The 20,476-nt window shown below is 72.7% G+C and carries 16 protein-coding genes; 9 read left to right on the forward strand and 7 right to left on the reverse strand.

The genetic code is table 11. The features are described from left to right. Positions 1–914, reverse strand: a 914-nt coding sequence (gene tnpB / locus ACTOQ1_RS38830) for an IS607 family element RNA-guided endonuclease TnpB (RefSeq protein WP_440073150.1), incomplete at its 3' end; no start/stop codon positions are given. Positions 915–1,300: 386 nt separating this feature from the next. Between tnpB and ACTOQ1_RS38835 the strand changes: the two genes are divergently transcribed. The 3 genes from ACTOQ1_RS38835 (at position 1,301) to ACTOQ1_RS38845 (ending at position 2,894) form a co-directional block, all read left to right on the forward strand. Beyond that, positions 1,301–2,032 carry an AAA family ATPase gene (locus ACTOQ1_RS38835; RefSeq protein WP_440073151.1) on the forward strand — a complete coding sequence of 244 codons (732 nt, stop codon included), beginning with the start codon at positions 1,301–1,303 and terminating at the stop codon, positions 2,030–2,032. Between the two features lie 108 nt (positions 2,033–2,140). Then, positions 2,141–2,584: a DUF1622 domain-containing protein gene (locus ACTOQ1_RS38840; RefSeq protein ID WP_440073152.1), complete on the forward strand. Its 444-nt coding sequence runs from the start codon at positions 2,141–2,143 to the stop codon at positions 2,582–2,584. Further along, on the forward strand, positions 2,577–2,894 hold the full coding sequence (locus ACTOQ1_RS38845) for a hypothetical protein (protein ID WP_440073154.1): 318 nt from the start codon (positions 2,577–2,579) through the stop codon (positions 2,892–2,894). The genes ACTOQ1_RS38840 and ACTOQ1_RS38845 overlap by 8 nt, the downstream gene beginning before the upstream one ends. Here the strand turns inward: ACTOQ1_RS38845 and ACTOQ1_RS38850 are convergent. Beyond that, positions 2,876–5,881 carry a hypothetical protein gene (locus tag ACTOQ1_RS38850; RefSeq protein ID WP_440073156.1) on the reverse strand — a complete coding sequence of 1,002 codons (3,006 nt, stop codon included), beginning with the start codon at positions 5,879–5,881 and terminating at the stop codon, positions 2,876–2,878. The genes ACTOQ1_RS38845 and ACTOQ1_RS38850 overlap by 19 nt on opposite strands. Next, the gene (locus ACTOQ1_RS38855; RefSeq protein WP_440073157.1) at positions 5,878–7,245 is read right to left on the reverse strand and encodes an SWIM zinc finger family protein; all 1,368 of its coding nucleotides are present in this window, start codon (positions 7,243–7,245) and stop codon (positions 5,878–5,880) included. Before ACTOQ1_RS38855 ends, ACTOQ1_RS38850 begins: the two co-directional genes overlap by 4 nt. Positions 7,246–8,349: 1,104 nt before the next feature. On the opposite strand from ACTOQ1_RS38855, the gene ACTOQ1_RS38860 reads away from it, so the two are divergent. The 6 genes from ACTOQ1_RS38860 (at position 8,350) to ACTOQ1_RS38885 (ending at position 16,014) form a co-directional block, all read left to right on the forward strand. Beyond that, positions 8,350–8,733, forward strand: a complete 384-nt coding sequence (locus tag ACTOQ1_RS38860) for a histone-like nucleoid-structuring protein Lsr2 (RefSeq protein ID WP_362683408.1) — start codon at positions 8,350–8,352, stop codon at positions 8,731–8,733. Between the two features lie 147 nt (positions 8,734–8,880). Further along, positions 8,881–10,188 carry a M20/M25/M40 family metallo-hydrolase gene (locus ACTOQ1_RS38865; RefSeq protein WP_440073158.1) on the forward strand — a complete coding sequence of 436 codons (1,308 nt, stop codon included), beginning with the start codon at positions 8,881–8,883 and terminating at the stop codon, positions 10,186–10,188. A gap of 621 nt (positions 10,189–10,809) precedes the next feature. After that, the gene (locus ACTOQ1_RS38870) at positions 10,810–12,177 is read left to right on the forward strand and encodes a lipopolysaccharide biosynthesis protein (protein WP_440073159.1); all 1,368 of its coding nucleotides are present in this window, start codon (positions 10,810–10,812) and stop codon (positions 12,175–12,177) included. Between the two features lie 75 nt (positions 12,178–12,252). Next, on the forward strand, positions 12,253–13,407 hold the full coding sequence (locus ACTOQ1_RS38875) for a DegT/DnrJ/EryC1/StrS family aminotransferase (protein WP_440073160.1): 1,155 nt from the start codon (positions 12,253–12,255) through the stop codon (positions 13,405–13,407). Positions 13,408–13,678: 271 nt separating this feature from the next. After that, positions 13,679–14,770: a GNAT family N-acetyltransferase gene (locus ACTOQ1_RS38880; RefSeq protein ID WP_440073161.1), complete on the forward strand. Its 1,092-nt coding sequence runs from the start codon at positions 13,679–13,681 to the stop codon at positions 14,768–14,770. Between the two features lie 20 nt (positions 14,771–14,790). Further along, entirely contained in the window at positions 14,791–16,014 is a 1,224-nt protein-coding gene (locus tag ACTOQ1_RS38885) for a DegT/DnrJ/EryC1/StrS family aminotransferase (RefSeq protein WP_440073163.1), read from the forward strand. A gap of 42 nt (positions 16,015–16,056) precedes the next feature. Here the strand turns inward: ACTOQ1_RS38885 and ACTOQ1_RS38890 are convergent, their stop codons facing one another. Genes ACTOQ1_RS38890 through ACTOQ1_RS38905 form a run of 4 tightly spaced genes read right to left on the reverse strand, consistent with a single transcriptional unit; the run spans position 16,057 to position 20,414 of the window. Beyond that, a complete protein-coding gene (locus tag ACTOQ1_RS38890; RefSeq protein WP_440073165.1) occupies positions 16,057–17,025 on the reverse strand; it encodes an STM4011 family radical SAM protein in 969 nt (322 codons plus the stop codon). After that, on the reverse strand, positions 17,012–18,325 hold the full coding sequence (locus ACTOQ1_RS38895; protein WP_440073225.1) for an STM4012 family radical SAM protein: 1,314 nt from the start codon (positions 18,323–18,325) through the stop codon (positions 17,012–17,014). Before ACTOQ1_RS38895 ends, ACTOQ1_RS38890 begins: the two co-directional genes overlap by 14 nt. 5 nt (positions 18,326–18,330) lie before the next feature. Beyond that, complete coding sequence (locus tag ACTOQ1_RS38900; RefSeq protein WP_440073167.1) at positions 18,331–19,500, reverse strand: STM4014 family protein; 1,170 nt, start codon at positions 19,498–19,500, stop codon at positions 18,331–18,333. Next, the gene (locus tag ACTOQ1_RS38905; RefSeq protein ID WP_440073169.1) at positions 19,497–20,414 is read right to left on the reverse strand and encodes an STM4015 family protein; all 918 of its coding nucleotides are present in this window, start codon (positions 20,412–20,414) and stop codon (positions 19,497–19,499) included. Before ACTOQ1_RS38905 ends, ACTOQ1_RS38900 begins: the two co-directional genes overlap by 4 nt. Positions 20,415–20,476 lie beyond the last annotated feature (62 nt).

Raw genomic sequence — 20,476 nt, forward strand, 5'->3', positions numbered from 1 at the left:
GTGCCCCAGGTGGCCGCCAGGCGGCTGGTGAGCTTATGCAGGCCGTCGCGCCGCTGATTGGCCACCCGCGCATGTGCTTTGCCCAAGGCGGCCTTGGTCTTGGCCCAGCGGGCCGAGGGCTCTTGCTTGCCGCCGTCCGGGGCGCGGGGGCCGACGCGGCGGGCGAGTTGCTTGTTCAGCCTGCGTAGCCGTTTGAGCGCCGAGCGGTGATGTTTGGGGTTGGCGACGACCTCGCCGGTGGACAGCACCGCGAGGTCCTTGACCCCGAGATCCACCCCGACGACGGCGCCCGGCCGGGCCGGGGCGCGGTCGGCGCGGTCGATCTCGCAGGTGAACGCCACGAACCACCGGCCCCCCTCACCGCGGACGGTGGCCGACAGGATCCGCCCCGTGCCGCGCTCCAGGTGGCGGGCCAGTTTCCGGGTCGACTCGCCCGTGCGGATCGTACCCAGACGAGGGAGCGTCACGTGGCGGCGGTCGGCCTCCACCCGGATCGCGCCGGTGGTGAACCGGCACGAGGAAACGGCGCGGTGCTTGGACCTGAACCGGGGAAACCCGACCTTCGGCCCCTTGCGGGTGCCGTGACGCGAAGCCGCCCAGTTCTTCAACGCCCGCGCCACCCCGTCCAGGCCGGTGCTGTAGGCCTCTTTGGAGTTGTCGGCCCACCACGGCGCGACGTCGCCCTTGGCGGTGTTCCACGCCCGGCGCAGACCGTACAACGACCACGGCACCTCGGTCAGCATCTCATCCGCGATGTCGTAGGACTTCTCCGCCTCCCGCTGGTTCATCGCGGCCTTGATGCGGGCCAGGCCCCAGTTGAAGGCGAACCGGGCCGCACCGCAGTGGGAGGCGAGCAGGCGCGCCTGCTCGGGGGTGGGGTCCAGGGCGTAGCGGTAGGCCTGGTGGACCCGCATCAACCCTCCCCGTCACGATACGCAGTTGACCGTTAACGTAGCGTAGGAGTCATGGTCAACGACTACCCGACCGGCGAACAGACCCACGCCCGCCTCGGGAGCGCAGGAAGCCGCAGACGGAGCCGTTGGTCTTGCCGGCGGTGCCGGTAGCGGTGTCGGTGGAGGCGGGCACGCCGAGGAAGACGCCTGCGCCGAAGACACGCGGGCGTACCCCACGGTGGTTGCGCCGTGCCAGGCGACGGGATCGACGTCTGCGACCAGGCTCAGCCGCCCGACCTTACGAGCGGGCACGGGCCAGGGCGCCTTCCCGATACCACCGGTAAGCGGTGATCGGATGGACACCCCTGCGCCTTAACCCACTCCTTCAAGCTCACTCACACATCCTGATGCGTGCTCCACCACCAACTGCTTCCAACCCCCGGGGCCGCCGCCGCTCGAAGAAGCCGATCACCGCCTACCCCTGGGCGGAGATCTCCGGCAACTACGCCAGGTCGGTCAGCGAGCCGCTGTCGCGGCTGATGTCCGTCACCCCCTCCGAGGCGCACGGCCGGCTGATCCTGCTGCACGGCCCGCCGGGCACCGGCGAGACGACGCTGCTGCGCACGCTCGCCCACGAGTGGCGGTCGTGGTGCCAGGTCGACTGCGTGCTGGATCCGGAGCTGCTGTTCCAGTCCCCCGGCTACCTCATGGAGGTCGCGGTCGGCTCCGACGAGCACGACCACGATCACGACGGCGACGGAGGCGGCGACCGGTGGCGGCTCCTGGTGCTGGAGGACTGTGACGAGCTGATCAGGGCCGGCGCCAAGGAGGCCACCGGGCAGGGCCTCTCGCGGCTGCTCAACCTGACCGACGGGCTCCTCGGTCAGGGCCGTGACGTCCTGGTCGCCATCACCACCAACGAGGACCTGGCCCACCTCCACCCCGCCGTCACCCGCCCCGGCCGCTGCCTCGCCCAGATCGAGGTCGGCGTCTTCCCCTACGACGAGGCCGCCCGCTGGCTCGGCACCACCGAAGGGCTCTCCCCCTCGGGCGCGACCCTCGCCGAGCTCTTCGCCCGCCGCGAAGGCGTCCTCGACCGCACCTCGGCCGCCCCGGAGAACACCGGTCTCTACCTCTGATCGCCACCTGCGCGACCCCCGATCGACCCATGGGCGACCCCCGACCGCCGCGGGCAGGGGCGGCGACCGTCGGCGCATGGGCGGTGAGCCACCGGGTAACAGCAGCGCATGCTCGATCTCCTACCGGAGGAGACCCTCCGGCAGCTCGTCAACCTGCTGGTCCGCCTCGTCGAGGCGGCCGGGGCGGCCGTCATCTTCGTCGGTGCCGCGATCGCGTTCGTGCGGTTCGTGCTGGCGGCCGTACGGCGGCACGACGACGGGTTCATCACCGTGCGGCTGTTCCTGGGACGGTTCCTCGCCCTCGGCCTGGAGTTCCAGCTGGCCAGCGACGTGCTGCGTACGGCCATCGCGCCGAGTTTCACGCAGATCGGGCAGCTCGCGGCGATCGCGGCCATCCGCACCGCGCTGAACTTCTTCCTGAACAGGGAGATCGAGCGGGAGGGGCGCACGGTGAACGACGCGCGCGGGCGCGGCTCACCGGACGCCCCGGGCGGGCACGGCTCGCCGGACGACCCCGGCGGGCGCGTCCCGCCCGGTGCCGGGAATGGCTGACCTCGTCCGGATGCTCGTCCCCCTGATCGTCGTCATGGGGCTGGCCGCCGCGCTCGCCGTGCTGCTCTCCGGCGGCGGTCCCGGCGTCGCGCTCGCGGTGCTGCTCGACTTCCTCCTCGCGGCCGGGCTCCTGCGCCTCTCCCAGGCCCAGACCTGGGCGGCGATCATCACGGCGGCGCTCACGGCGCTGGTCCGCAAGCTCGCCGTCGCCGGGTTCTCCGCGTACCCGGCGGGACGGCGTCCGCCCGGACGCCGTCCCGCCGCCCCCGCCCCCGGCTCGAGCGGGCGGGATCAGGGCCGTACGAGATAGTCGTGCAGGCGGCGGCACTGGCGGCCGAACCCCGACGAGGAGCGGCGCGGCGGCGGGGCGAGCCCGGGAATCTCCCCGCGCGCCCCGGCCCGCCGGGCCACCTCGACGCCCAGGGCGACGAGATCGGTCGCTCCCGGGCGCGGACGCTCTCCCTCCCCCGGCAGCACGTGCGGCAGTGCCGCCCGGATCACCTCCCAGACCTCCCGGTGGGCGCCCTGCGCGGCCGCCTGTTCGAGCCCGGCCACCGCGTGCGGCAGCTTCACCCGGGTCCGGTTCGTGAGCAGGGCGAGTTGCCCGCCGAGCGCGTCCGCCGGCAGGTCCCCCCGTGCCGCCATCCGCAGCACCAGCCGCACCCCGTGGTCCGGGTCGCGCTGGGCCAGGAAAAAGGCGAGCAGCAGCGCCATGGGCTCGCCGGCCGGTCCGTCGCAGGCGGTGAGCGCCTCGACGTGGTCCGGCTGGACCCCGGGCCGGTACCAGGAGTCGAGCAGGTGTGGCAGGCAGCGGGCGGCGACCACGTCGCGGTGCCAGGGCAGGACGGCGGGCCACCAGGCCATGAACCGGCCGTGCTCCCCCCGGTTGTGACATGACACCTCGCCGAGCAGCTCGTCGACGAGGGGCAGGCCGGTCGGTCCGGTCCGCACCCAGGGGACCGGGCTCAGATCGGCGCCGGGGGGCGGTTCGCGCTCGTCGGTGTGGTAGAGGTTCCCGTTCCCGGTGAACGTCCAGCGGACGCGCGTCTCCGGCTCGACCGGCCCCTCCGCCAGCCATCGCGCCGCCCGGCGCCCGGCCTCGGAGACCAGCCGTCCGGCCCGGGCGACCACCTCGGGATCCGCGGTTCCCGGCAACCGCAGCAGCGCCTGCTGGAAGTCGGCGGGCAGCGGCTCGGCCCCGGCGGCCTCGACCGCCTCCAGGCGGGTGAGGAACGCGGCGGGGTCGAGGTGGCCGGTGGCGCCGGTCGGCGTCGCGAGCAGGACCGGCGGCAGCGTGCCCGTCTTGAGCGCGGCGAGCACCTCCGCGCACCGCCGGAGCACGAACCGGTGCGGCGCGGAGATGTCGTGCTCGCCGGGCAGCCGGTCGGGCGGGATCTCCCCGGGAGCACGATGCCCGGCGACACCGTCGTGGCCGGACGACCCCGAGAAGACCGCTTCCCCCGCCTCCAGGGTCGTCACGATCTCCCCGCCCTCGCCCTCGCCCTCGCCCTCGCCCGGATCCGCGGGCCCGCCCCGGATCCGGAGCGACGAGTGACCGCCCTCGAACTCGGCGGCGTCGGACCGGATCCCCGGCGGCATGCCCCGGGAAAGGTCGCGTTCCTCCCCCGGCCCGGCCGTCCCGCCGTTCCCCTCACCTCCGGTGAGGATCCGCATGACGTAGTCGCGCGCCCCGGCGAGAAAGTCGCCGAAGGACATCTCCGCGCCGTCCTCGCCCCGCACGCCGATCACGACGCTCCCGAGGGTCCACCCCCTCGAGACCTCCGAGTCCTCCGGTGCCTCACGGACCGCCGGTCCGGGATCGGCGCCCGGGGAGACGAGTTCCGCGGCGATCGCGGCGAACCACTCATGGGGCGCGTACCAGTTCTCGCACCAGTAGAGGTCGTGGGCCCCCTGGACGCTCCCGGTGAGCGCGGCGCGCAGCGCCTCGCGGTCCTCGGCCGCAAACCGGACGAAGCCCGCGAGCCACCGCTCGGTCTCCTGCCAGTCGCGGGACCGGTCCGCGCGGACCAGCTCGGCGACCGTGCCCGGCGGGTCGGGGAAGGCCCCCGCGGGATCGGGCGGGGTGAGCGGCGGAGGGGTGAAGACCTCCGGCTCCCGCTCAGGCTCCGCCTCTCCGCCGACCGCCCCGGCCAGGAGCCGCCCCAGGTCCGGCGGGAGCGCGCCCAGCGCCGCGCGCAACGTCTCCGCGCCGAGCGGGGTGAGGTGTGCCGCGTGCTTGACCGCGAGACGCACGGCACGCTCCCGCACGGCGTACGCCTCGTGGCCGAACGCGGACGCGAGAGCCGGGGCCAGCTCGTCGGCCCGTTCCGGCGACCGCCGCAGGGTCTGGTCGAGCCAGGTCAGTCCGGCACGCACCAGGCCGGCCTCGGCGCGAAACAGCAGGCCCTCCAGCGCCTCCGTCACGTCGGCCGGGTCGAGGCGGTCGAGGCGGCGCAGGTGCCTGAGCGCCAGCTCCGCGACCGGTCCCGGCGCGGCCGGCAGCAGGCGCAGGTAGTCGCGGGCGCGGGCCTCCACCTCCGCGTGCGCGGGTTCGAGCAGCTCGTGGAGGCGGACGAAGAACCGCAGGTCGGTGGCATCCCCTCCGCGCAGGAACCGGCTGACGCAGCCGTGCACGAGCGTCTCGCGGCTCACCCTCCCCTCGCCGCTCAGCGCGGCCAGCACGCCGAGCCAGGACCCGGCGCGCGGCGGGTCGCTCCGCTCCTCGCGCAGGGCGCGGCCCACGCCCTGCGCCTCGAAGATCCTCGGCAGCAGGACGTCGAGGAGCGGGTCCTGAAGGAGCCCGCCCGCGCTGGGCGGCGTGGCGAGCCAGCCCAGCACGAGCGGGTCGTGCTCGGGCGGGGTCACGCCGGTACCGCGGAGCAGGGCCAATACCAGCGGCAGTCCCGGTGAGGTCGGGGTGCGGATCCGCAGGACGAGCCGGGAGACCAGATCGGCCCGCCACCCGGGCTCCCGCGCGGAGATCACCTTGATGAGGGCGGCGGTGTCGCCCGGCCTCTCCCACTCGAAGATCGTGAACTCGCGGCGGTTCAGCCAGGTGGCCACGGCCGCCGCGCCACCGAGCGAGCCCGCCCCCGCCACCCGCAGATGCTCGCCCCGCCCGCCCCGCCTTCTCCACGGCTCGAAGGACCCCGCCTCGCGACGCGCCGGCCTGAGATATCCGGGCAGTTCCCTGGCGACCTCCCTGCGCTCCGCGTCGTCGAGCTCCACCATCCGGGCCGCGAGCTCGTCGAGACCGGCGCTCTCGATGAGCTCGCGGACCTCGTCCCAGACCGTCATCGGGCGCCCTCCGGGGTTAGGGTGACCGGTGCCGCCGGGGAGGTGTCCCGGGCGCCGGCGGCCATCCGGGCGGCGAGCACGTGCTTGCAGGGACCGCGCGAGCCCCGGTGGTCGTACCACCACGGGCAGGTGCACGACCCCTCCGCCGTCCGCACCAGGCGGACGCCGCCGCCGGTGGTCACCTCGGCCGAATCGGGGCCGGTCAGCCGGACGGCGCCGGAGGCGACCAGGGCGCGGGCGGAGCCGAGCCTGGGGTTCAGCGCCGCGACGTGGTCGCGGTCGTAGGGCAGCTCGCGGTGGAAGTGCGCGGCCTCGAAGAGGTCGTAGCCGACCCGGCCCGCCGTGCCGAGCTGGGTGAGCGAGGCCCGGACCCGCTCCGGCGCGAGCCCGGAGCGCTCGGCGAGCAGGCCGAGTTCCAGGGTGGGCTCGAAGTCGAGCAGGATGCCGACCAGGTCGGCGTCGCCGGCCACCACGTCCGAGGAGAGGTCGTCCAGGACGGCCCCCTCCCCGGAGAAACCGCGCCAGGCCTGCGGGGACAGGACCAGCGTGTAGCGCATGCCCGGCAGTTCCAGCTCCCAGGCGCTCGACCCCGAGCCGTCCGCCGGCCCGTACACGCGCAGCGCCTTGGCGAAGCGCAGCGACGGCATCATCGTCGCCAGCCTGCCGACCCCGGCCAGATGGACCCCGCCCGGTACGGCCCGCTCGGAGAGCCGCAGCTCCCTGCCCGCGGGAACCGCCCACACCTCGGCCGCCGCCCGCTTCGGCAGGCCGCGCAGGAACCTGACGGCCTGCGGCCCGGCGAGCTCGGCGCGCAGGTCGAACCCGGAGGCGATCACCTGGACCTCCGCGAAACCGCGCAGCCACCGGTCGGGCAGCGGCACCTTCTTCTCCACGACCGCGCCGTCCAGAGTGGTCACGGTGAGCTCGTCGGGACCGACCCCGACGTGCAGCGGGTCACGGCCGCCGACCCTGGCCAGCGCCTCGCGCAGCGGGTTGTTGACGTCCACGTTGGTGGTGCCCCGGTCGAAGACCTCACCGTCGAGGGCGGGACCCAGCACGTCCAGCCGGGCGTAGACGCCGCCGCAGGCGGAGAACGACTCGAACCTGAGGCGGTCGCCGCCGCAGGTCACGACCGGATCGCGGGTGAATCCGGGCTGCGGCCGGTGGTAGCGGGCCAGCGCCACGTCGGCGACCGCGAGCAGGCCGGTCGCGGCGGGCGCGGCCTGGGTGAGCAACCCGCTGAAGAACCGGGGATGGTCGAGGAAGCCCGTCGTGCTCCGGCCTCCGGACGTCGACAGTCCCAGATGTCCGTCGGAGAGCGTGGAGGGGCCGGCGTAGGAGTAGGCCTGCACTGCACTTGTCATGGGCCGGACGGTAGAGATCACGACCGACAAATCCGGTCACGACCGCGCGGCCGGCGTACGGACCACCGGTTTCGAAGGCTTCGGGGGCCGGGGGCCGGGGCGCGGAGGCGCCGGATCCGGTCAATGCCCCTATCCGATCCCCCGCCGGCTCGCGAACAATTCGGGGAACGCCGGTTGATTGATCCGGACGGACGATGGAACGGGCCAATGACCGCCAGGGACCAAACGACGCCCGCCGTCCCCCTCCCCCACAATGCGAGACGCCCGGAATCATACGGTCCGCAAGGCGAGTCTTGCCTTACCTTAGAGTGTCGGGACCGCACCTCAATGTGATCGGCCGCGTGCCGCCGGGCGCCTTCGAAGACACCCGGCGCGGGACACCGGCAAACCCGTGGACCGGCGGCACGCATTCCGGACGCGGGGAAGTCATTTGTCCTCCAGAATCCCGGAACGCGTTCGGTTACGGACATCCGGCGTGCGTGAATTGTCCGCCGAGCGCCCGGGACGGCGCGCGCGGGGCTTCTCCTCCCCGCCTCTCCGCACCCCCGGCCCGTCCCCCGTTCCCCTCCTGCGATCTCGATTCGACAGATACCGTGAGCAGCGAAAACGGGACGGAGGACACGCCCGGCGGCCGAGAGGGGCGACGGTGGGAGGTCGCGGCGCCCGGCGCGACGGCGCCCGGGAAACGAACGGCAGTGGAACGACGGACCGGAGTCGCCCCAAGTGGCGGAAGTCGATTTTTTTCCGGGCGGCGAGGCCGGAAACCACCCGGAGGTCATGAAACTCCAAAGCGCCCAGATGCCCCCTTCCGGAAAACCCGCCGAGGGTATCCGACAGATCTCGGCATACAAGGCGCCTAGGGGGCCCGGCGCCGCCGTCGTTTTTAATCCCTCGTGAGCGGGAAGCATTTCCCAATGACGTGGAGACGTCGGAGTTCGGCCTTGAGTAATTAACCCGAAGGATTGATCTCCGATGGGCAGGGGTTTCCTGAGCGCAGCGGTGAAAGGAGGGACTAGAGTTTTGCGCACGGGGAAGAGACGCGGGAACCATCGTCGGTCGGGTTCACGACCGCACGCTCCGGCGCCAAGATTAAGGAGTCGCACAATGGCACGTCAGCAAGTCGTCACGTTCACCGACGACATCACCGGCAAGAAGGCGGACGAGACCGTCTCGTTCGGCTTGGACGGCACCGCCTACGAGATCGATCTGAGCTCGAAGAACGCCACGAAACTTCGTGAGGCCCTCAAGCCGTTCCAGTCCGCCGCCCGTAAGGCGAGCACCTCTCTGAGCCGCAAGGGCAGGGCGAAGGGCTCCGGCGGCAACCGCGAGCGGAGCGCCGAGATCCGGGCGTGGGCGAAGTCCCACGGGATCGAGGTGAGCGAGCGCGGGCGCATCGGGGGGAAGGTCGCCGAGGCGTTCGCCGCCGGCGACCCCAGCGTGGCCAAGGGATCGACCAAGAAGACTCCGCAGGCCGCGCTCAGCGAGTGAGACAAGCTCCCGGGCCCTGGAGGGGTAGCGGCGTCGCAGCCGGCCGGGAGTGCTCGACACGACGACCCGAGGTGCTATTTCCAACCCGGAGGGGTATGCACCTTTGATCCAGATTGTGGGTTCTTGTCTCCGGGGGGCGTTTCGTCGATGAGCAGCGAGGTCGCGCAGATCTGCTCGGACCTGATCAGGTTCGACACCACCAACCCCGGCCCCGGCGAGCGTCCGGCGGCCGAGCACGTCGCCGCCCTGCTGTCCGACGCCGGGATCGAGCCGGTGGTGTTCGAGTCGGCCAGCCGCAGGACCAGCGTGGTCGCCAGGATCCCCGGCGACTCGCCCGAGGCCCTGCTGATCCACGGCCACCTCGACGTGGTTCCCGCCCGGCCCTCCGACTGGCGGATCCACCCGTTCTCCGGCGAGGTCTCCGGCGGATGCGTCTGGGGCCGGGGCGCGGTCGACATGAAGGGCACCCTCGCCATGACGCTCGCCCTGGTCCGCGACTGGGCCCGGCGCGGGGTGCGGCCGGACCGTGACGTCGTGCTGGCCTTCCTCGCCGACGAGGAGGCCACCGGCGAGTACGGCGCGCGCTACGCGGTGCGCCACCATCGCGAGCTGTTCGACGGCTGCACCGACGCGATCAGCGAGTCCGGCGGCTACAGCGTCGAGGCTCCGGGCGCGCGGATCTACCCGGTCGCGGTGGGCGAGCGCGGCACCGCCTGGATGCGGCTCACCGCGACCGGCGTCGCGGGCCACGGCTCCCGCCCGCCGGTGGACAACGCGGTGGCCGAGCTCTGCCACGCCATGTCCAGGATCGCCTCCCACCCCTGGCCGGTGCGGCTGACGCCCGGGGTGGCGGCGCTGATCGAGGACCTGTCGGACATCCTCGGCGAGCGCGTCGACCTCGACCGGCTGGAGGAGGAGGCGAGGCGGCTCGGCCGGATCGGCGACCTGTTCGGCGCGCAGATCCGCAACTCGGCGAACCCGACGATGCTCCAGGCGGGCTACAAGGTCAACGTGGTCCCCGGCACCGCCGAGGGCCACGTGGACGGGCGGTTCCTGCCGGGATACCGGGAGGAGTTCCTGGAGACGATCGACCGCCTGCTCGGCCCCCGGGTGACCCGGGAGTTCGTCAACGTCGAGGACGCCCCCTCGGCCCCGATGGATTCACCGTTCTTCGACCGGCTCGGTGCCGCCCTGGTGGCCGAGGACCCGGCTGCGCGGCCGGTGCCGTACGTGATGTCGGGCGGCACGGACGCCAAGTCCTTCGCGGGGCTCGGCATCAGGGGCTACGGCTTCGCCCCGCTGATGCTCACCCCCGACCTCGACTACTTCGGCATGTTCCACGGCGTGGACGAGCGCGTCCCCGTCGAGGGCCTGGAGTTCGGCGTCCGCGTCCTGAACCGTCTCCTCACCTCCCGAGGTTCCCAGGACCCCGCGGCACCGGCACCGGCCCCCTGAGGACCAGAAAGTCCCGAAGCCCCTGCTCCTGAGGCCCCCGAGTGACGCGCGGGGCCGCCCCCCTCGCCCCGGACCGCCCGGCTCCCGCGAACCCGCTCCGCGCACCGCGGGCGAACCCGCTCCGCATACCGCGAGTCGCTCCCGGTGATCCCGGTGACCTCGGCCACTCTCCCTCCACCCCTCGACCCCGGGAAAGCAGGGCAGTCTCCATCACGATCAGGCCGTGCGGGGGACTTCCGGATACATGCCGGACACGGCTCGCTTGAAACTGGGGCATCATGACTCACGTGCCGATTCTCATGTACCCCTCGGTGACCGGCAGGTCTCGTGACGAGACGCGTACGCCGGCGACGTGCCCTTCGGGGCCCGCCGGCGAGGCCACCGATCCACCCCGCCCGAGCGATCCGCGGCACTCCCGCACCGCCTCAGGGAACGGCGCGGACCGGGAGTACCGGGGTGAGTGAGCACGGCACCGGACGAGGCAGGCACGCCAGGCCCAGGGGCGGCGTTCCCGCGCCGGGCACCCGGCCGGAGGGTCCAGAACCACCGGTGAACGCGGCCACCGGCCTCCGTACAGCGGGTGGCAAGGTCGGTGCAAGCGGCCCGGCCGATGATGGCGGCGTGACGCGCGACGGGAGCGACCAGGCGGCGGGCCGGACGGCGACCGAGGAGCGCGGGGCCGGCCTGATGGACCGCCTGCGCAAGGACCTGAGGAACCCCCTGTTCCTGCAGGGCTACGCGCTGATGATCAATACGGGGATCACCGCCGTGCTGGGCCTCGGCTACTGGTTCCTCGCGACGCACCTGTACACCGCCGCCGCCTTCGGCGAGGGCCAGGCCCAGATCAGCGCGATGCGGCTGTTCTCCTCCCTGACCGGGCTCGCCTTCGCGGGCGCCCTGGCCAGGTTCATCCCGGTGGCCGGACGCCGCACCGCCGAGTTCGTCCTGCGCGGCTACGCGGTCGCCGGGGCCGCCGGCCTGGTGGCGGCGCTGGGGTTCCTGCTGACGTTGCCGATCTGGGGCTCGGTCTACGCCGACCTCGGCGGGCTCGGCCCGGGACTGTTCTTCCTCGCCTCGGTGCTCGTGTGGACCATCTTCACCCTCCAGGACGTGACGCTGGCCGGGCTGCGCAACGCCGTCTGGGTGCCGGTCAACAGCCTGGCGTTCGGCCTGGTCAAGATGGGCCTGCTCGTCGCGCTGGCGTACGCGCTGCCGCAGGGCGGCGTCTTCGGCGGGATCTTCGTCTCGTGGATCGTGCCGACGGCCATAGCGCTGATCCCGATCAGCTGGCTCATCTTCGGCGTGATCATCCCCAAGCACGTCAAGAACACCGAGGTGAGCGCCGCGAATCCGCCGCGCCTGCGCGAGGTGGGCCGCTTCCTCGCCGGAGACTTCCCCGGCGCGTTCTCCATCCTGCTGATCCTCTATCTCGTCCCGGTCATCGTCGCGGGCTGGCTCGACGACGCGCCGACGTTCGGCTACTTCTCGATAGCCCACACGCTGGGCTCCATGGTCGGGCTGCTCGCGGCCAACATGGCGGTCTCGCTGACCGTCGAGGGGTCCTTCAACGCCGCCCAGCTGGCGCAGAGCGTGCGCAACGCGCTGCGGCGCACCTTCCTGATCGTCGGCCCGGTCGTCGCGGTGGTCGTGATCGGCGCGCCATTGATCCTGAGCGTGTTCGGCCCGGGTTTCGCCGAGGCGGGCTCGCCGCTGCTGCGCCTGATGGCGATCGCCGTGCTCCCCCAGACGGTGATCGAGATCTGCCTCAGCATGCTGCGCGCCCAGAGCGAGGCGCGCAAGCTCGCCCTCGTCCAGATCGGGATGGCCGTCCTGGTCCTCACCTCAATAGCGGTGCTCTTCCCCCACTTCGGGATCGCCGCGGTGGGCTACGCCATGCTCGGCAGCCAGCTCCTGGTGGCGCTGCTGGTCTTCCCGAACATGCGCAGGGTGATGAACCATGGCAAGACCTCCCAGGTGAGCACCGGTTAGGACGACACGCGGCCACTGGTTTGCGGTCCCAATGCCGTACGTGATAGACGGTTTCCAGTGACTCCTGAGCACATTGTGGCGAAGCGGACACATCGCCTCTGCCTCCCGCTGCCTTCCAACCGCCTGGGCCTGTATCTGGCCCTGCGGCACTGGTGTCATCCCGGCCAGCGACTGCTGATGTCACCGCTGTCGGCGGACGAGATCCTCTTCCTCGTGCTCGCGGCCGGGCTGCGCCCGGTCATCGCCCCGCTCTCCCTCGACGACGGCAACATCGACGTCGACGCCGTCGACCTCGACGCGGTCGACGCGGTGCTCACCACCAACCTGTACGGCCTGCCGGACCGGGTGGCCGCGTTCGGCGGCAAGATCCTGATCGAGGACGTCGCGCACGCGATCGAGACGAGCGTGAACGGCAGGCCGATCGGCACCTTCGGGGTGGCCGGCGTGTTCAGCCTGTCCAAGCACGCGGGGGCGGGCTCCGGCGGGGTGATCGCGGTCGAGCACCTCTCGGACCTGCGCGCCCTGGAGCGCGAGCGCGACCGGCTGCTGCAGCCGGGCGTCTTCAGGAAGGAGATCCACAGCGTGCTGACCTCCGCGGGCCGGCACGCCGCGCTGCGCCTGAACATGGTCCGCCCGGCACTGAGGGCCATGCGCGCGCTCGGCATGGAGGAGGAGCGCGAGGGATACCGCATCGCCCCGCGTCCGGCGGAGCTGCTCAGGGCGCTGGAGTACGCACCGCAGCAGCTGCCGGCGTTCGACTCCTGGGTCCAGGCCGACCTGCACGACTACCGGGCCAGGCGGGGCCACCTTTCGCGCTGGTACCAGTCGCGGCGCCTGCACGCGCTGCCCCGGCAGCGGTCACGGCGGATCGCCGGCGTCTCGGTGCTGGCCGCGTCGCCCACCGTGGCGCCGGCCGTCCGCCGCCACCTGGACCAGCCGCTGTTCCGGGTCCCGCTGCTGGTCTACGGCCGCGACGGGGCCATCGCCGAGCTGGAGCGGCACGGGGTCGCCACCGGCTACCTCTACGACCCGCCGTACGACGGCTACCTGCCGGAGTTCACCGACCCCTCTCCCCAGCCCGAGGTGGCGCGCTGGTGGGCCCGGCACGTGCTGCCGATCGACCCGCTGTACGCCCACCGCGCCCTGCCGGTCATCGAGCGGCTCATCCCCGCGGTCCCCCCGCTGCCGCCCAGGGTGCCCCCGGGGCCGGCCTCCGTCGACGTCGCTTAGCGAATCTGACGGGCAACTCAGCGAATAGGGCGATATCCCCGATAGATTTGACGCATCGATTACCGGCTGGCGGTTCGGGGGATCGCTTCCTGGTTCCGGGATGGTTTCCGCGTGCCGTGACGCACACCCCTCGTGCCCGCGCCGACTGGATCTCGTCCTTCGCTCCGACGACGTCCAGTGCCTGGGACCAGGCTTCGAGAAAGGACCACCGCCCCGTGAACGGTAGGTTTGCGCGCACCGCTGGTCGTCCTCGCCCGGCGGGGAGCGGCGCATGAGGATCAGCGTCATCCGGCCCGCGGAGCTGGGCCCGGCCGAGATCGCGGCGTGGCGTGGAATGCAACGTTCCAGCCCTCAGCTCGACAACCCCTTCCTCAGCCCGGACTTCACGGTCGCGATGGGCGAGGTAAGCGCGGCGGCGCGGGTGGCGGTGATCACCGAGTCGGACGGGCCCGTGGGGTTCTTCCCCTTCGAGCGGCACGGTGGCGGGGTGGGCGCCGCGCTGGGCGGGTGGGTCTCGCTCTGCCAGGGGGTCGTCCACCGGCCGGGGGCCGAGCTCGACTCCGGCGCCCTGCTCAAGGCGTGCGGGCTGAGCGTGTGGGAGTTCGGCTGCCTGGTCGACCGCCAGCCGTGGTTCCAGCCGTTCGAGACGCTCAGGCAGGAGGCCGTGGTCCTCGACCTCGACGGCGGCTATTCGGCCTTCCTCGACGAGCTGCGCGAGCGCTCCCCGAAGTTCCTCAAGACCACCCTGTACAAGGAGCGGAAGCTGGGCCGCGACGCGGGCGAGGTCACCTCCGAGTTCGCGGTGCGCGACCCGGAGCAGTTCCGGCTGCTGCGCGAGTGGAAGTCCGCCCAGTACCAGCGGATGGGCCGTCCCGACCGCTTCGGCAGGGCGTGGGTCGTGGAGCTGGCCGAGCGCCTGCACGCCGTCGACACCGACGACTTCGCCGGGCCGCTGTCGATGCTGTACGCCGGCGGCAGGCCCGTCGCGGGCCACTTCGGGCTGCGCACCGGCACGACGATGATCGGATGGTTTCCCGCCTACGACCCCGAGTACGCCAGATACTCCCCCGGCCTGATCCAGCACCTGCACATGGTCGAGGCCGCCGCGAAACTCGGGATCACCTCGCTCGACCTGGGCATCAGCAACGGCTCGGAGTACAAGGACGCGCTGTGCAGCCGGACCGTTCCAGTCACCGAGGGCATCGTGCGCCGCCGGTCGGCGGGCGCGGCGGCGCACTGGCTGCGCACCGAGCCGGTCCGCCGGGTGCGGCGGTTCATCCTCGACAGCCCGGCCCTGTACGGCGCCGCCGACAGGGCCATGAAGCGGTACGGTCGGCTGCGCACCCGTAGGAAGACCACGTGAGCCGACCGAAGGAGGGCCCGATGAGCGGTCACCCCGCCACGTCCGGGCGCGGGAACGGCCGCGAGGGCGGCCGCCGCGCGCTCGAGGCGGCCATGCGCGACCGGATCGGCCAGGAGTGCCTCCACGTGCCGTCCGCCAGGTTCGGCCTGCTGCTGGCGCTGCGCCACTGGTTCAAGCGCGGCGACAGGGTGCTGATCTCGCCGACGAACTGCGAGACGGTGCTGTTCGTCGTGCTGGCCGCCGGGCTGGAGCCGGTGATGGCGCCGGTCTCCTGGCGCGACGGCAACATCGACGTCCCCGCCGTCGACTGGAGCGGTCTCGCCGGTGTCGTCACCACGCACCTGTACGGCCAGCCCGACCGGGTGGTCGAGCTGCGGGCCGAGTGCGACCGGCGCGGCGTGCTCCTTCTCGACGACGCGGCGCACGCCATGCAGACGGTCGTGGACGGCCGCCCGGCGGGCACCTTCGGCACCGCCGGGGTGTTCAGCCTCGCCAAGCACGGGCGAGCGATGTCCGGCGGGTTCCTCACCGCGGAGGACCCGGCCGCGCTGCCCGAGCTGGCGCGAGCCAGGGACGAGCTGCTGCTCCCCGGAGGGGCGCGTGCCCAGCTGCTCGGCACGCTGCGGCCCGTGCTGCGCGAGACGATCTACCGCACCGGGCTGGTCAGGCCGATGTGGCACGCCCTCAAGGCGCTCGGGCTCGTGCGGTGGACCGGCCACCGCTGCCCGCCCCGCGAGGACGAGCTTCGCGCGGTCGTCGCCGCCGATCCGGTCGACCCGCGCGCCATGGACCACTGGCTGCGGATCGACCTCGACGACTGGCGGATGCGTCAGGGGCCGCTGCTGCGCGGCTACCACCGCTCCCGGTTCCGGGTGATCGACCGCGAGCGGGAGCGCCGGGTGGCCGGGGTCGAGCTGCTGCGCACCCTGCCCTGGGCGGCCGAGGGCGTCCGCGACGCGGCGCCGCAGCCACTGCTGCGGGTGCCCCTGCTGGTCGAGGACCGCGACGAGGTCGTCGCCCGGCTGGAGAGCCGGGGCGTGGTGCCCGGTTTCATCTACGATCCGCCGCTGGACGACTACCTGGACCTGGTTCCCGCGGGGCCGACCCCGGAGATCGCCCGCTGGTGGACCGGCCACGTCCTGCCCGTCGACCCGCTCCGCGCCGCCCGCATGGCCGGCCTGCTGGCCGAGCTGGGCGTCCGCCCGGCCGCGCGGCCCTTCACGGCGTCGCGGCAACCCGGCTGAGCGGGTAGGCGCGCCCGCCGCACCGAAGGCACCCGCCGACCGTCAACGCGGCCAGCCCGCGGGGATGCGTTCGAGCAGGCCGCCCGCGAAGACGCGGTGGAGATCGAGCGGTTCGAGATGCACGTATCCGATGTGGCAGTCGCACACGGGAAGCGGGCACGGGCGTGGGGCGAGCGCGCGCAGCGCCGACCCGTCGTAGAGGTTGCCGATCGGCCGCGCGACGAAGTGACACCGCCGCACCGTGCCCTCGCCGTCGACCGACACCACGCTCCGGCCGGTGCGGCAGGGCAGTCCGAGGCTGCGGTGCGGCCTCCTGCTGTAGCCGAACAACGGGTCGATCCCGGTCCAGACGGCCGCCTCCCGCTCGGTGTAGGAACGCCCCTCGGCGGCGTTGATCCACAGATACACGTCGTCGGGGAGCTCCGCCCGCAGCCGCCTGGCCGGCTCGGCGTGGTCGGGGACGCCGACCACGCCGACGCTGAAGCGCACCCCGTGGGCGAGCAGCTCCCGGCATCGGGCCAGGAACCGGTCGTGCGTCACCTGGCCCGGGTGGTAGGTGGCCCAGAGGGCGAGCGTGTCCAGGTCGGCTTCGGCGAGCCACCTCAGCCGGGTGCTCAGGTTGGTCTGGATGGCCACCCTGCGTACGTGGGCCAGATGGCTCAGCTCCACCATCGCGGTGCGATACCACGATCTGACGAGCCCCTCGCCCCACGGCGTGAACAGCACCGAGACGGGAAAGTCGCGCGCCGCGACCCAGGCGGTGAAGCGGGCCAGCGCCTCCCGATCGGCGCGCAACCGGTCCGGGCCGTCGCGCCGCTTCGCGAAGGGGCAGTAGGCGCAGTCGTAGTCGCAACTGGCCAGTGGGCCCCGGTAGAGGAGGGTCAGCTCCTCGGGCTTCGGGATGTCGTCCGCCGGGGACACGTCCACGTGCCGCGGTGTGATGTCCCATATCGACAGTGGCGCCTGTCCGGAGCCGGTCACCGGCCCGGTCGGAGGGTCAGCGGAGATCATAGGAGTCCATGAGGTCGCGGGCCCTGTCGGAGAACAGGGCCGGCCCGATGGCGTCGGACCGGGCCAGTCCTTCGGGCGTCAGCCGTACGCGGGTGGAGTCGTCCACCACCCAGCCGCGCTCGGCGAACATGTCGAGGGAGAACTCGTCGAGGACGTCGCCGCCGAAACGCGCCCTGTAGGCGGCTCGGTCGAGCCCTTCGGCCTGCAGCAGGGACTGGATGAGATGGCGCCGGCGCTGTTCGAGATCGTCGAGCGCGAAGCCGACGTTGGCGACGCCGAACGCGGAACGCGGCAACCGGACGAAATCGTCGATGATCGCGCGCACGTGTCGCACACCCACGGCGTACTCGAACGAGTAATGCAGCCGCGACGTGTAGGAACGGGCGCCACAGCCGAGACCGACCATGCCGTCGCTCTGGCAGCAGTACTCGCTGCCCGACTCCGTGCCGGGCAGCCGGAACATCCGCATGGACACCTGCTCGTACCCGGCGGCCAGGAGATGGTCGCGGCCCTGGCGGTAGAGGCCGAGCCGCTGGTCGTCCCAGTCGCGGCCGAGGGCGCCCAGCCCGGTGAGAGGCCGGACGTACAGCGGGTAGAGATAGATCTCCTCCGGGCGCCAGGCGAGGGTGGCGTCGAGAGAACGGCGCCAGGTGTCCGGCGTCTGGCCGTCGATGCCGTAGATCAGATCGATGTTGAGCGTGCGGAACCCGGTCTCGCGGATCGCGGTCAGCGCGGTCTCGACCTCGGTGCGGCGCTGCGGTCGCAGGGCGGCTCTGGCCTCGGCGTCGATGAAACTCTGCACCCCGATCGAGATCCGGGTGGTGCCGCGCTCGGCGAGCACGGCCAGACGATCAGGCGTGGCGGTGGCCGGAGAGGTCTCGATCCCGAGCGGGGTGGTGGAGAAGTCGGTCCCCATGGTCTGCTCGGCCAGGTCGAGCAGCCTGGCCAGCTCGGCCGCCTCCAGATAGGTGGGTGTGCCGCCGCCGATCGCCGTGGTGACGAAACGCGCGTCGTCCGGCAGCGCCTGCCGTACGGCTTCCGCCTGGCGCCGGAGCGCGTCGAGGTAGGAGGTCACCAGCTCCGCGGGGGCGCCGGTCCTGGTGAACAGGTTGCAGAAGCCGCACCGCATCTCGCAGAAGGGCACGTGCAGGTAGAGGAAGAGCGCGTCGGTGCGCTCCTGTGCCCAGACCTCGCGCAGCGGGGGCCGCGGGTCGAGCGGACGGTAGGCCGTCTTGTGCGGGTAGGCGTAGACGTACCCTTCGTAGGGCCTCACGTCGTGCGTGCCGGCGATCGCGCTCATGTCTCTCATGCCGCGCTCCGGAGCGTGAGGAGGTGGGCCACCTGCGCGGCGTGGCAGTCAAGGCCGGCGGCCCCGCTCTCGGGCAGACCGGTGAGCCCGGGCAGCAGGTCGCCGAAGGCGTTCACCTCCGCCACGGCGAGGCGATGCAGGCCGATGCCCACCATGAGGTCGACCCCGACCATGACGGAGCCGGGAAAGCAGGCGGCCGCCTGCTCGCATGTCCGCATGGCCTGCTCCCACCCGGCCGCCCCGAGCCGGGCCCGGACCTGATCGAGATCACCACGGGTGCCGCCCAGGTGCAGGTTCGTCATCGGGCCACGGGCGGCACGGACAACGGCGTGCGTGGGCCGTCCGCCGACCACGACGACGCGGAGGTCGAACACACGCCCGTCCACCGACGCCTTGGGGAACCAGCGCTCCACGTGCAGCCCGTCGGGCGCGAGCGCGTCGATGATCATCGCCACGTCGGCCTCGTCGGTGTAGGCGCGCACGCGTAGCGAGTTGTGCAGCTCCGGGCAGGTCCGCCCGGTGGCCTCCGGCCGGGGGCGGACGAGCTCGACGGAACTGACCGCGTGGATCCGCGCGGCCTGGACCTGGAGCGCCACGACCCCCGAGGCCGACGAGCCGTGAGCCGGTTTGACGAACACCCGGCTCCAGCCCGATCGGGCCATGAGGTCGCGCAGGTGGGAGTAGCCGGTGACCGGCGCGGGCAGGGCGGGCGGCACAGGCACGCCGGCGGCCAGCAGCCGGGCGTGCGATCGCCGCTTGTCGAACATCACCGCGATCTCGTCGACGTCACCGAGCAGCCGGGCGCCCGGTGTCCGCGCCACCGCCCGCCGTACGCGCTCGAGGCCGCGCACGAACGCGGCGTGCCAGGACGCTCCGCCGCCGACCCGGGTGGGCGCGCCGGGGCCACGCAGCAATTCGTCGGCCGCGGGGTCCTCGCCGGGGGAGTCGACGCGGACGCATGCCCGCTCCGGGATGCGGAAACCGGTCCCGGCGAGCACGTCACGCCAGGGGACGACGAGGGGTCCGGGCAGGCCGTGCGCGCGCAGGGCGTCCCCGAACAGGGTCACCCGCCGGTCGCCGGGCGTGCCGACGACCGCGAGGGGCGCCGCCCGCGTGCGGCGGTCGGCGGAGGGGGGCCTTTCCAGCGCGGTGCCGGGCACGGTCACTCGGACACCTCGATGAAGCGCCATTCGCCGTCGATCTCCTGCTGCTCGGACACGTCGACCTCGACCCCGCCCAGGGCGGCCACGACCTTCGCGGCCATCTCCTCGCTCAGGAAGTGGTGCCGCAGGTTGAGCCGCTTGAGGTGGGTGAGCGGCTGGCCGGACAGCAACGCCTCGGCGCCCTCGTCGGACAGGACACCCATGGACAGGTCGAGCGACTCCAGCCGCGCCACGATCGGCGCGGTGGCGACGGCGGCGGCCACCTCGTCCTGCCGCTCGCTGTCCTGCAGGCCGAGATGCCTCAGCGCGGGCAGGCCGCCGCCCGCGAGGATCGCCGCCCAGTCGTCAGGGCCGGAGTCGCCCGAGTAGCTCTCCTCGCCCAGCCACATCTCCAGGTGCCGCAGCGCGGGCAACGTGGACGCGCCGACCGCCCTGACCACCCCGGCCGGCAACCCGCCCGACTCGAAACGGAGGGTCTCCAGCGCGGTGTGCACGACGGGCCGGAGTTCGAGGCCGTCGCCGCCACGCACATCGAGCCGTCTCAACCGGGGATACGCGGTCAGGAGCGGGGTCACGTCGGACTGCCCGATCCAGGAGATCTCAGACTCCTCGCTGACGTAGTCGCCGAGGAAGATCGCCTCCAGCGCGGGAAGGCGGGGCGCGGCCTCGACGAGCAACCGGATCGGTCCGTCGGATCGGTCGTCGTCGTGCGCCCATCCCCACGTGCCCACGACCAGCGCTCGCACGGCGGCGCAGTCGACCTTGCCGAGCAGCTCCCGGACGGCGTCGCCGACGGTCTCCTCACCGTCGTAGGGATCACCGCTGACGCGCCACGCGGCCTGCGACGCGGGCGTGTCGTCGGCGCCGGGGAAGCGGACGGGAAGGCCGTGGAACGTGGTGAGATGCTGATGGATCACGGGGGGCTCCTCGGTACGGGCAGGGGTCAAGTTCTAGCAGCCGGCGCCGACAGATGTGGCCC

Source organism: Streptosporangium sp. OZ121, from assembly GCF_051918885.1.
Lineage (GTDB): Bacteria > Actinomycetota > Actinomycetes > Streptosporangiales > Streptosporangiaceae > Streptosporangium.